Raw genomic sequence first — 12,308 nt, 5'->3', positions numbered from 1 at the left:
GGACGCAATCACCCCGCAGGATGCTCTGGGCTGAGCGGAAATGGCCAGCAAATCGAAATCGCGTCGCGCGCCGGAAAAGCCGATGCCCGACCTGCCGAACGCGGTGCCGAAAGAGTTCAAGGCGGCGCTGGTCATTGCGCTGCCCTTCGGCGCGTTGGCGGCGGTCATCCTCAACTGGCACCTCCTGTTCCCGGTGCCGCCGGAGCAGCTGGTAGAGGTCGCCTGGACGCATGAATGCCGCTGTGTCTCCAACTGGATGAAATCCCTGCGTGCCGAGGGCTTCACGGTGCGCGACGTGGAGATCGATGATCTCAGCACCATGCGGCGCAACTGGCATGTCCCCAACACCGCGAGGGGCTGTCATCCTGCCAGCTACATGGGCTATTTCATCGACGGCCATTTCACTGCGGAGAACCTGCGACGGATTGCGCGCGAGCATCCAGGCGGCATCGGCTTGAAGATCAAGGACGCCCGCCCCGGTGACACGCCCGCCAGCGAGGCCGCAAGGCCAGAGATGGTGCTGGTCACTCAAAGCGGCGCGGAAACCCCCTGGCCGTGAATGCGAAGCCTCGGCGCGACGGTGCGGTATCGGCTGATAAACTGTTCGGCATGTTGAATCGCGCCCGCCAGACAGCTCCCACTGTCGCCCTGCTGATCTGTGTCGCCTTGCTGGCTGCATGGTTGACGGGTGCGCACGCTCACCGGCATGTAGGTGGCGCCGGGCACAAGCAGAGCTTGCACGCGGGGAGCGCGGTGGACTCCGCCCATACGGCTGGTCACGGCCACGATGGGGATTTTTCCTCTGCGAGCGCACTCGATCACGGCACCGCCGAGCACAGTGAGAGCGGGCATTCCGATGCTCACTCGTTCGCGCTGATTCACGAGGACGGGCACGAAAATATCGAGTTCCAGGCCTTGCAGCTGTCGCCCGGAAAAGCAGCCCTGGATTTTCCCTTGTTGCTGCTGCTGTGCTGCGCCGTCCTGGCTCTGGCTCGAACCCAGACGCTGGTGGTCAGGGTCATCCCCGATCCACCCGATCCCAAACCAGCCGATTGGTCTCTGCGCCCGCCACTACGCGGGCCGCCTTCGTTCTCCGTCGTTTGAGCTGACCTCCCGGCGCTGCCGGGTCTGCCCCCGTGCGCATGCGCACACAGGGCCGTCTTACGGAGATTCAGTATGTCGTTTCTTTACCGCGCGCGGGATCACCGCCTGTGCGCTTGGCTGCGCCACTGAAATAGCCCATCTGACCGGCGCAGTGCCCCGGCACGATCCCCACCGAATGAGATCCACCATGAACAAGCTACTCCCGCTGTGCCTGTTGCTGAGCCTCGCCGCCTGTGGCGGCACCGAAGCCCCCAAGGCCGCTGGCGGTCACGATGCGCCCGCCGCCGCACCCGTCAAGGGCCCGCATCGCGGGGTGATGCTCAACGATGGCTCCTTCGCCATCGAGCTGGCCGTTTTCGAGACCAACGTGCCGCCCGAATACCGCGCCTGGCCGACGCTGGACGACAAGCCGCTGCCGCTCGGTGAAGTGACGCTGACGGTCGAGGTCACACGCCTGGGCAACAAGGTCAACACCTTCCAGTTCAAGCCGGAAAGCGACTTCCTGCGTGGCGACGGCGTGCTGAAAGAGCCGCATTCTTTCTCGCTGAAAGTCACGGCGATCCACGCGGGCAAGACCCACGCCTGGGCCTACGACAGCTTCGAGGGCCGCACGACGATTGCCACCAAGATTGCCGAGGAAGCCGGTATCAAGACCGAGCTGGCAGGCCCGGCCCGGCTGACTGAAACCCTCACGCTCTACGGCCAGATCGCGGCGAACCCGGAGCGCCAGCGCGAGGTGAGCGCGCGCTTCCCCGGCCTGATCCGCACCGTCGGCAAGAAGCTCGGCGATACGGTGAACGCGGGTGAGACGCTCGCCACCATCGAGAGCAACGACAGCCTGCAAATCTATGCGCTGAAAGCACCGCTCGCGGGCATCGTGACCCAGCGCGATGCGAATCCGGGCGAGGAATCCGGCAACCGAGTGCTGTTCACCGTCACCGACACCCGTGCGGTGATTGCCGAGCTTTCGGTGTTCCCCAAGGACCGTGCGCGCGTGCAGCCGGGTGCGGCGGTGAAGCTGCGGCTCGCCGATGGCGAGGCGGAAGTCAGCGGCAAGGTAACGCGCGTGGACGTGAAGGCATCGAGCAATCAGTCGGTGCTGGCGCGGGTGACCATCGAGCAGCACGACGGCAGCTTGGTGCCCGGCAGTTTCGTCACCGGCGAAGTGGCAGTGGCGGAGCATCAGGTGCCGCTGGCGGTGAAAACAGCGGGCCTGCAGGGCTTCCGCGATTTCACCGTGGTGTATGTGCAGGTGGGTGAGACCTACGAGGTACGGATGCTGGAACTGGGCACGCCGCAGGGCGAGAGCGTGGAGGTGCTGGGCGGGCTGGAGCCGGGTGATCGCTACGTCACCGAGAACAGCTATCTGATCAAGGCCGACATCGACAAGTCCGGCGCGTCCCACGACCACTAAGGCGACGCCACCATGATCGAAAAACTGCTGCAACTCGCCATTGCCCGCCGAGGGCTGGTGATGGTCTTCGCCCTGGCGCTCGCCGCCCTGGGTGCCTGGAACTACACGCGCCTGCCGATTGACGCGGTGCCCGACATCACCAATGTGCAGGTGATCGTCAACGTGCCCGCACCCGGCTATACCCCGCTGGAAGCCGAGCAGCGCGTGAGCTTTCCGATGGAGACCGCGATGTCGGGCCTGCCGCGTCTGTCCTACACGCGCTCGCTGGCGCGCTACGGTTTGGCGCAGGTGACGGTGGTGTTCGAGGACGGCACCGACATCTACTTCGCGCGCCAGCAGGTCGCCGAGCGCATGAATGCCGCGCGCGCACAGTTGCCGCAAGGACTGGAGCCGACGATGGGGCCGATTGCCACGGGCTTGGGTGAAATCTTCATGTTCACCGTGGACGCCGAACCCGGCGCGAAGAACCCGGATGGTTCGGCGATGACCCCGACCGACCTGCGCTCGGTGCATGACTGGATCATCCGCCCGCAACTGCTGCGCGTGCCGGGTGTGGTCGAGGTCAATCCGATTGGCGGCTACAAGAAAGAGATTCTGGTCGCGCCCGATCCCGCCCGGCTGCTGGCCTATGGCCTGAGCGTGGAGGACGTGCTGGCGGCGCTGAAAGCCAACAACGGCAATCGCGGCGCGGGCTTCATCGAACGCAACGGCGCGCAATGGCTCATGCGCATTCCGGGGCAGGCCGAGGGTATGGATGATCTCGGCAACGTGGTGGTGAAATCGCTCGACGGCGTGCCGCTGCGGGTGCGCGATGTCGCTTCGGTCTCGCTGGGGCAGGAGTTGCGCAGCGGCGCCGCCACCCAGAATGGCCGCGAGGTGGTGATGAGCACGGTGTTCATGCTGATCGGCGCCAACAGCCGCACTGTTGCGCAAGGTGTGGCCGACAAGCTGGAAGCGATCAAGCCCAGCCTGCCGGAAGGCGTGGTTGTCACCGCTGCCTACAACCGGACGGTGCTGGTCAATAAGACGCTCGCCACCGTGCAGAAGAACCTGCTCGAAGGCGCGCTATTGGTGGTGGTGGTGCTCCTGCTGCTGCTCGGAAATGTGCGTGCCGCGCTACTCACCGCCGCCGTGATCCCGCTGGCCATGCTGATGACCATCACCGGCATGGTGGCCAACAAGGTCAGCGCCAACCTGATGAGTCTCGGCGCGCTCGACTTCGGCCTGATCGTGGATGGCGCGGTCATCATCGTCGAGAACTGCCTGCGCAGGCTTTCCCACGAGGCCCGCGAGCGCGGAACCTTGATGCCGCTCAAGGAACGCCTGCAACTGGTGTTCGAGGCGACGCAGGAAGTAATTCGCCCGGCGCTGTTCGGCGTGTTCATCATCACGGCGGTGTATCTGCCCATCTTCAGCCTCACCGGTGTCGAGGGGAAGATGTTCCACCCGATGGCGTTCACCGTGGTGCTGGCGCTGGTCAGCGCGATGCTGCTGTCCCTCACTTTTGTCCCTGCTGGCGTGGCGCTGCTGTTCCGCAAGCCGGTGGCCGATAAGGACAATCTGGTGATGCGCGGTGCGAGCCGCGTCTATCGTCCGGTGCTGGCGGCGGCACTCCGGCTGCGCTGGGCTTTGCTCGCGGGTGCGGCGGCGCTGGTCGTGGTGTCGGGCATGCTGGTGACGCGCATGGGCAGCGAGTTCCTGCCGAATCTGGATGAGGGCGACATCGCCATGCACGCGCTGCGCATCCCCGGCACCTCTCTGGGGCAGGCCATTTCGCAGCAGAAGCAGCTCGAAGCGGCGATCAAGCAGGTGCCCGAAGTCGAGCGCGTGTTCGCCAAGATCGGCACGGCGGAAGTGGCGACCGAAGCGGCACCGCCGAGCGTGGCCGACAACTTCATCATCCTCAAGCCGCGCGAGCAGTGGCCCGATCCGCGCAAGTCGAAGACCCAGGTGGTGGCCGATCTGGAAGCGGCGGTCACGCCCATTCCCGGCAACCGCTACGAGTTCCTGCAACCGATCCAGATGCGCTTCAACGAGCTGATCGCCGGTGTGCGCGCCGAGCTGGCAGTTAAGGTCTTCGGCGATGACCACGACACGCTGGTGGCGCTCGGTGCGCAGATCGGCAAGGTTCTGGGCAGCGTGCCGGGCGCGGCGGACGTGGCGGTCGAGCAGGCCACCGGCCTGCCGGTGTTCACTATCAAACCCAAGCGCGAAACCCTGGCGCGGCTGGGCCTGAACGTCGCGGACGTGCAGGATCTGGTGGCGACCGCACTCGGCGGTGAAGTCGCCGGACAGCTTTATGAGGGCGACCGTCGCAGCGAGATCATCGTGCGCCTGCCGGAACGCCTGCGCGGCAAGCCGGAGGCTTTGAGCAATCTGCCGGTGCCATTGCCGCAAGGCGGCTATGTGCCGCTGGGCGAGGTGGTCGAAACCGAACTGGTGACGGGCCTCAACCAGGTCAACCGCGAGAACGGCAAGCGCCGGGTGGTGGTGACGGCCAATGTGCGCGGGCGCGACCTCGGCAGCTTCGTCAAGGACGTGCAGACGGCGATGGCCGAAAACGTCGAACTGCCACCCGGCTACTGGCTGGACTACGGCGGCACTTTCGAGCAATTGCAGTCGGCCACCAAGCGTCTCGCCATCGTGGTGCCGGTGACGCTGCTGCTGATTGCGGGCCTGCTCTACATGGCGCTGGGGTCGGCACGGGACGCCGCCGTGATCTTCAGCGGCGTGCCGCTGGCGCTCACCGGCGGGGTGTTTGCATTGTGGCTGCGCGACATTCCGCTCTCCATCTCGGCGGGTGTCGGCTTCATCGCACTCTCCGGTATTGCCGTGCTCAATGGTCTGGTGATGGTCAGCTTCATCCGGGACCTGCGCCAGCACGGCATGGGTCTGGACGAGGCCATCATCGAAGGCGCGATGACGCGCCTCAGGCCCGTGCTGATGACCGCCCTCGTCGCGGGCTTGGGCTTCGTGCCGATGGCCTTCAACACCGGCATCGGCAGCGAAGTGCAAAGGCCGCTCGCGACGGTGGTGATCGGCGGCATCCTGTCGTCCACCTTGCTCACGCTGCTGGTGCTGCCGGGGCTATTCCGCTTGGCGCACCGCAAGGAGAATGCGCTATCGTGATTGAGGCGCAAGCAGCGGTTGGCTCCATGACGTCCGGGCAATCTTTCAAGAGGGACAGTGGTGACCCGCACGCCCTCGTCACTGCTTTGCATCAACCCCGTGATCGATGGCCTGATTGATGGAAACGAACGTGCAAACCAAAGAGCACTGGCAGAGTGTGTACTCAAGCAAGGCGACCAATGCGGTGAGCTGGTTCCAGGAGCGCGCCGTGGTCTCGTTGCAGCTCATCCGCGAGACCGGAGTGTCTCTGGACGCCGCCGTCATTGATGTCGGCGGCGGCGCGTCGGTGCTGGTGGACGATCTGCTGGCGGCGGGCTTCGTGAACCTCTCGGTTCTGGATCTTTCCGCCGCTGCCCTCCGTGCGGCGCAGGATCGTCTCGGACCGGAGCGGGCGCAGATGGTGCGCTGGATCGAGGCTGACATCACCCAGGCCGATCTCCCGGCCCAGAGCTATGACGTCTGGCATGACCGCGCGGTGTTCCATTTTCTGACCAGACCGGAGGATCGCGCCGCCTATGTGCGGCTGGTCTCGCGGGCAGTGAAGCCGGGTGGCCACGTCATCGTCGCCACCTTCGCCGAGGACGGCCCCGTCCAGTGCAGCGGGCTGCCAGTGATGCGCTACAGCGCGGAACAGTTGCACGGAGAGTTCGGCCCCGCTTTCAACTTGATCGGACATCGCAAAGAGGTGCATCGCACGCCCTTCGGAACAGATCAGCGGTTTGTCTACTGCTACTGCCGTACCGCGTTCAACAATCCCCTCCCGACTAAGGACATTCACATGACTGGTGCCGTCGAATCGAAACCCTCACCGCCGATGGTTGACGTGCAGAAACTTCGCAATCTTTCTGCGAGCGACCCGTCGGTTGTCATTGTGGATGTCCGCTCTGCCGCCGAGTTCGGGGCCGGGACCGTTCCCGGCGCGATTCACCTTCCTGCCGATCAGTTGAGCGAGCTGGCGAGCAAGCTGCCCAAGGACACGACCATCGTCACCGTCTGCAATCACGGCGGCTCACGCTCCTGTGGTGCCGCCGAGAAACTGCGCGCGATGGGTTTCGAGAATGCTGCTGCGCTGAAAGGTGGCGTTCATGGATTCGACTCGAACTGATCCCGGATAGCTAAAGTGATCTGGAAAGAGGGGGTGCGACAGTCGGGAGTGGCGGCGGCATTGCTTGCTGCGCTGCTCTTCGGTGCCGGCACGCCGCTGGCCAAGCTGCTTTTGCGGAACCTCAGTCCTTGGCTGCTCGCGGGTTTGCTGTACCTGGGTTCGGGTGTGGGATTGACTCTGTATCGACTGTTCATCCGAGCCGAACCGGTGCGTCTGCCGCGTGCCGAATTGCCGTGGCTCGTCGGGGCGATATTGTCTGGCGGTGTTCTAGCGCCGGCGTTGCTGATGCTGGGCCTCGGCGGACTCCCGGCCTCCGGCGCTTCACTACTGCTCAATGCCGAGGGCGTTTTCACGGCTCTGCTGGCATGGTTCGCGTTCAAGGAAAACTTTGATCGCCAGATCGCTCTCGGCATGTTAGTGATCCTGGCCGGCGCTGCCGTGCTGAGCTGGCCAGGCGAAGCTCGCTTCGGTGGTGGTGGCTGGCCGGCTTTGGCGGTCTTGGGTGCCTGCCTTTGCTGGGGAATCGACAACAACCTCACCCGAAAGGTGTCCCTCAACGACGCCGCCTGGATCGCTTCCGTCAAGGGACTGGCGGCCGGTTCGATGAATCTGCTGCTGGCGGCTCTGCTAGGCGCGCATTGGCCTGACCTCGGCTCGGTGGCGGGTGCGATGAGCTTGGGCTTCCTGGCTTACGGGGTCAGCCTAGCGCTTTTTGTGGTGGCGCTCCGCCATCTCGGCACGGCGCGCACTGGCGCCTACTTTTCGGTGGCTCCGTTCTTCGGCGCAGCGCTGGCATTGGTACTCGGCGAGCCACTGACGACGACCTTCCTGGTGGCGGCGATGCTGATGGCTCTCGGAATCGCCCTGCATTTGAATGAGCGGCATGAGCACCTGCACCAGCACGAGGCACAGGAGCACGAGCACGAGCACGAACACTGTCACGATGAGCACCATCAGCATTCCCACGATGAGTGGTTGGAGCCCGCTGAAAAGCACAGCCACCGACATCGGCACGAGCCCCTGACGCACTCGCATGTGCACTTCCCGGACGCCCACCACCAGCACCGCCATTGATTCGGCAAGTGGATGCGGACGTAGCGCTAGTGTCGGAATCCCACAAGCTCCTTGTACCTATCGTCAAGAATCGGCGCGTCAGCGGCCAACTGAGAAGTGCGAGCCTACGCACCTGCAGCAGGCTCGCTCGATTCCGCTCACTGAACTCAAGCAGCGTCTCTCCGAGCTGCCCAAGGGCCAAGAGATCGTCGCCCGCTGCCACCGCATTTTTGTCTGTTCGCGGAGGAATCTATTGCACCGCTCGCGGCGCGCTGCGTGATTTCCCTTTGAAACGTAAATTGCATAGAAGATGGAGCTGGTGGATGAGAGCGGGCTGGCCGAAGGAACGCCATGCCCGTGAAGAGATTTCTCGAAATGAATACGAGCAGAAGCGATGCGACCCGGCTATATATCGATAACGCGATAGATGAGTTCGTCGCAGGTCTGCTTCAGGCAACGTGAAAGTCGGGAGATAGGAAATGAGCGCCATACTTCTCATCATCAATGACGCGCCTTACGGCAATGAGCGTGCCTACAACGCACTGCGTCTGGCCGGGGCACTGTCGGCAAAGGACGGGCAGCAGGTGCGGGTCTTTCTGATGGCGGATGCCGTGAGCTGCGCGAAGGCCGGGCAGAAGGTTCCCGTGGGGTTCTATAACGTCCAATTGATGCTCGGGAAGATTGCCCACAAGGGCGAAGTCGCCCTATGCGGAACCTGTATGGACGCGCGCGGCCTGACCGAACAGGAGCTGATACCCAGGGCCATGCGCTCGACCCTGGCGCAGCTCGCAGAATGGACAATCGAGGCCGACAACGTACTGGTTTTCTAGGAGCCACAAAGATGTTATTTCAAGCAACTGGCCGCGAAAGATGCCTCGCTGTCCAAATTCTTCGGCCACGCCGGTAAGGTTTCGAAGCGCATCGCCGCGCCGATGGTGGACGGCATGATTACAGCGCCTATGCTGTCGATACTTGTGATTCCTGCAGCGTGTCTGCTGATGTGCCGGCGAGGTCTGAAGGGGCCGCCGTCATGGTGCCGAGCATGACAGTGAGTAGCCCCAGGGCCTCGAACGCAACCCCAACCGCTTCCCATGGCGCAGTAGTACGGTCCTTCGTCGCGTGCTCAGTGGTGGTCGTACAACCCGACACTGCGGATGTCGTTCCAGGAAGTAGTCTGATGGCACAAATAGCACTGTCGCACTTCCGCGTTCTTCTGCCCTGCCACTTTCATCGACACCATGCGGAAGTGTTCCATGTAATGACTGGGCGGCGCCTGATGACATTGCGCGCAGTCCTGCGAACTCGGCGGTGGATGGCGGAACTCCGGCAGCGTCCACTGCGTGACCGCGTGACACTGCGCGCAGTCCGTTCCGAACTGGCCCTGGTGGCGATCCTTGGTCGCATGACAGGTCGCACATTCCAATGCGGATTCCGCCGCGCTCAAATGGGGATTGGCGGACGGGCCGTCCGGCCGCGTGCCGATCCAGGCCAGTAGTGCGCGGTGGCGCTGCTTCGCATCGCTGTCGTCCGCCCCGGCCGCAAGTTCCTTGAGACCGATGCGCGCCAGCGCCGCGTGGTCCATACGCCCACTCAGGCCTGCGGAGCCTTCGTGCTCGCGATGACAGCCCACACAGGTGCCGACACTGGCGTGGAAGGCGGTGGCTTGGCGTTGCAGCAGCGAGGTTTCGCTGGCGTGGCAGACAATGCACTGCGCCGCTGGCACGCTGTGCAGCGTGGCATGGCACGCGGAGCACTGCGATTCCAGAAAAGCATGTGCCGGCGCGAGCGGGCCGGGGCTGGTCTGCTGACGCCACCAGCCAGCGTCCTGCAGCTGCGGATAGGCGGCCCAGACGAATCCGAACGCGACGGCAACGAGCGCGAGCCACGGGCCCCATCGAAACCATTTCCGGTTCATGCGAACCATCTCAGGCCGAACTCGATCGCGGCCCAGACGTGCAGACCCAACAGCCCGTACAGGATCGAGGAAATCAGAAGATGAAAGCGCAGCCACAGTGCGAAGAAGCGCCGCAGCCTCTCCTCGGCACTCAGGCCGTATTCGAGGTCGGCGATCGACTCCACTAGCGGCAGAGCCTGTGCCCCGGCGGCCGGCAAGGCTGCGACTTGCGGTGCCATCGCTGGCGTCTGCTCCAATTCGGCGGCCACCCGCCGATATTCGGCGCGTAGAACTTCAAGCCGGTTGCGGCGGTCGCGCGCATCCTCGGCGATGAAACCCAGCAGATAGCGGCCGACGAAGCCGCTGAGCACCACCAGCAGCGTCATCGTAGTCAGTGCGATGCCCAGGGTGCTCTGAAATTTGTGTCCCGTGTGGACGATCACCAGAATCGCACCGACCAGCCCGCCATAGATATGCACCTGCAGAAACCGGCCCATGCTCAGGTGCGCAGTTACGGTTCTGCGCAGCGGACCAATGCGCTTGACCAGCGCGTAGGCCAGCGGAACCAGCATCAGCATCGCGCCCGAGACCGCGAATACGCCGCCCCAGGCGCTGCCGGCGAAGTCCGGCGAGCGGTGCAGCACAAAGCCCAGCCACAGCACCAGCATCAGCAGCACCAGCCCGGACACGATGACGCGGTCGTCGTTGCGCATGACTTCAGGCGTCCACCACAACGCTGCCCTGCGCTTTGGCCTGGCAGGTGAGGATGTAGCCGGCAGTCTTGTCGGCCGGTGCCAGACCGTCCTCGACCGCCATCGTCACGGCACCTTCCAGCAACCGCGCTTTGCATACGCCGCAGAAGCCCTGCCGGCAGGAGTAGTCGAGTTCGACGCCGGCCGCCTCCGCAGCTTCCAGCACGGTCTGGTCCGGTGCCAGCGCCACAGTCTTGCCGGAACGCGCGAGTCGGCAGGTCGCTGCCGTGACGGGGGCCGCAGCTTCCCGCAGTGGCGCTTCCACGGCCTTCCTGACCTCCGCGCTCAGGAACAGCTCGGTCTTGAGCTGTGCCTCAGGCAGGCCGGCCAGCGCCAACTCGCGCCTGACCGCCTCCATCATCGGCGGCGGACCGCACAAATGGACACGTCGTGTGGGTAGTTCCGGCACGGTGTTCTTGAGTAGCTCGGCGGTCACGAAGCCGCGCGCGCCACCCCAGTCCGTAGCCGGTTCATCGCTGAGCACGAACGTCAGGTGCAGGTTCGGATGGCGCCGCGCTAGGTGCTCCAGTTCTTCGCGGAAGATTACTGCATCAAGCCGCGAGCAGGCATAGATCAGGAAAATGTCGCCGCTCCAACTCTGGTCGGTGAGATAGCGGACCGAACTCATCATCGGCGTGATGCCGACGCCGCCGGCGATCATCACCACGCTCGGTGCTTCGCGGCCGCGGAAGGTGAAGCGGCCGAAAGCGCCACTGGCGTCCAGCACATCGCCGACACGAACGCGTTCGTGCAGATACCCCGATACGGCGCCGCCGCGCGCGTGCTTGACGGTGAGGTCGCAGAAGCCGTGGCAGCAGGGTGAAGATGCTATCGAGTACGAGCGCCGAACGGTCTTGCCATCTAGCAACACCGACACGGTGAGAAACTGGCCGGGTTCGAACCCAAACGGCAGGTCTTCGCCTGACACTGGCGCCAAGCGAAAAGTCTTGACGTCCGCGGTTTCCTGAAAGATGCGCACCACCCGCAGCGCACCGGACCAGCCGCCCACGCTCGACGCCGGCAGGCGCGTCACTGCGGGAGCGCCGGCGGGCACGGTGGCGGGTGCCGCCGTCAGTTGTGCAGCCAGTGCCACGGCGCGGCGCTGGCGCGCCCAGGTCATCGCCGCTAGAAAAGCCGCGAAGGCCGCGATCACCGCCATGGTCACATAGTGGAAAGCCGACAGTCCGAAGACTCCATGCGGCGTTACGGCCGGTGGCGCGCCGAGCAGATTCATCTCGCGCTTGAACCAGGTCAGCGCGACGTTGCGCGGTGCCTTGCCTTCGGCCAGCGCCCGGTGGGCCGCCAGCCCGCTGTCGAATTCGGTGAGAGCTTGCCGCAGGCGCCGGGTTGCCTCCTGCATGGCCGCGTAGTCGTCACGCCCGGCGGCGCTCGACAGCTCGGTCAGCGCGCTGCCCATGAGGCGCGTCCCTTCCGCCATGCGCTGGTGCGCACGCCGCTCAAGCTCGGCGCGCTTCTCCAGCGGCAAGTCAGGCAGCTCCATCAGCGCGGGATAGAGTTCCTTTACCGGCCGTGCGCCCATGCTCTGCATCATGGCGCCCATGCCTTTCATCATGGATTCCATCGCTCCCGCACCGGGCGCCATCGGCGCTGGGGAGGGCGGCATCGCAGGTGTGACCGTCGCGTCGACTGCGGGCGGTTGCGCGGTTGCGGCCGTCGCGTTGGCTGCGGGCTGCTGAGCGGGCTCGGCTGCGGGCGCGCCGGGATGGTGTTGCGCGTGTTCTTCGGGCGATTGCGCGAAAGCCCTCGACGTCAGACCGAGGCAGATCGTGATGACTGCCAGCAGTGCTGCGGCCCGGAAAGTCATGTCACTTTTCATCGGTGTTGCCCGGGTTGCGG

10 protein-coding genes are annotated in these 12,308 nt (G+C 64.7%); 7 read left to right on the top strand and 3 right to left on the bottom strand.

What is annotated here, in order from left to right; translation table 11 throughout:
* Window positions 1-82 precede the first annotated feature (82 nt).
* The 7 genes from AC3WT6_RS07700 to AC3WT6_RS07670 all read left to right on the top strand — a co-directional run bounded on the left by AC3WT6_RS07700 (window position 83) and on the right by AC3WT6_RS07670 (window position 8,635).
* Window positions 83-559 (top strand): DUF411 domain-containing protein, encoded by a 477-nt coding sequence (locus AC3WT6_RS07700; protein ID WP_492652998.1) that lies wholly within the window; start codon window positions 83-85, stop codon window positions 557-559.
* Window positions 556-1,104 carry a hypothetical protein gene (locus tag AC3WT6_RS07695; protein ID WP_492652997.1) on the top strand — a complete coding sequence of 183 codons (549 nt, stop codon included), beginning with the start codon at window positions 556-558 and terminating at the stop codon, window positions 1,102-1,104. The genes AC3WT6_RS07700 and AC3WT6_RS07695 overlap by 4 nt, the downstream gene beginning before the upstream one ends.
* 187 nt (window positions 1,105-1,291) lie before the next feature.
* Entirely contained in the window at window positions 1,292-2,518 is a 1,227-nt protein-coding gene (locus AC3WT6_RS07690) for an efflux RND transporter periplasmic adaptor subunit (protein WP_492652996.1), read from the top strand.
* A 12-nt stretch (window positions 2,519-2,530) separates the two neighbouring features.
* Window positions 2,531-5,647 (top strand): efflux RND transporter permease subunit, encoded by a 3,117-nt coding sequence (locus AC3WT6_RS07685; protein ID WP_492652995.1) that lies wholly within the window; start codon window positions 2,531-2,533, stop codon window positions 5,645-5,647.
* Between the two features lie 118 nt (window positions 5,648-5,765).
* Entirely contained in the window at window positions 5,766-6,752 is a 987-nt protein-coding gene (locus AC3WT6_RS07680; RefSeq protein ID WP_492652994.1) for a rhodanese-like domain-containing protein, read from the top strand.
* A 15-nt stretch (window positions 6,753-6,767) separates the two neighbouring features.
* Window positions 6,768-7,826: a DMT family transporter gene (locus AC3WT6_RS07675; protein WP_492652993.1), complete on the top strand. Its 1,059-nt coding sequence runs from the start codon at window positions 6,768-6,770 to the stop codon at window positions 7,824-7,826.
* Between the two features lie 458 nt (window positions 7,827-8,284).
* A complete protein-coding gene (locus AC3WT6_RS07670; protein ID WP_492652992.1) occupies window positions 8,285-8,635 on the top strand; it encodes a DsrE/DsrF/TusD sulfur relay family protein in 351 nt (116 codons plus the stop codon).
* A 293-nt stretch (window positions 8,636-8,928) separates the two neighbouring features.
* Here AC3WT6_RS07670 and AC3WT6_RS07665 read toward each other — a convergent pair whose 3' ends face one another.
* Genes AC3WT6_RS07665 through AC3WT6_RS07655 form a run of 3 tightly spaced genes read right to left on the bottom strand, consistent with a single transcriptional unit; the run spans window position 8,929 to window position 12,276 of the window.
* A complete protein-coding gene (locus tag AC3WT6_RS07665) occupies window positions 8,929-9,720 on the bottom strand; it encodes a cytochrome c3 family protein (RefSeq protein ID WP_492652991.1) in 792 nt (263 codons plus the stop codon).
* Complete coding sequence (locus AC3WT6_RS07660; protein ID WP_492652990.1) at window positions 9,717-10,412, bottom strand: hypothetical protein; 696 nt, start codon at window positions 10,410-10,412, stop codon at window positions 9,717-9,719. The genes AC3WT6_RS07665 and AC3WT6_RS07660 overlap by 4 nt, the downstream gene beginning before the upstream one ends.
* A 4-nt stretch (window positions 10,413-10,416) precedes the next feature.
* A complete protein-coding gene (locus AC3WT6_RS07655; protein WP_492652989.1) occupies window positions 10,417-12,276 on the bottom strand; it encodes an FAD-binding oxidoreductase in 1,860 nt (619 codons plus the stop codon).
* Window positions 12,277-12,308 lie beyond the last annotated feature (32 nt).

The organism is Stagnimonas sp. FW305-C-60 (assembly GCF_058782965.1).
The sequence above is the reverse complement of the archived record's forward strand: the minus strand, read 5'-3'. Positions and strand labels throughout refer to the sequence as shown.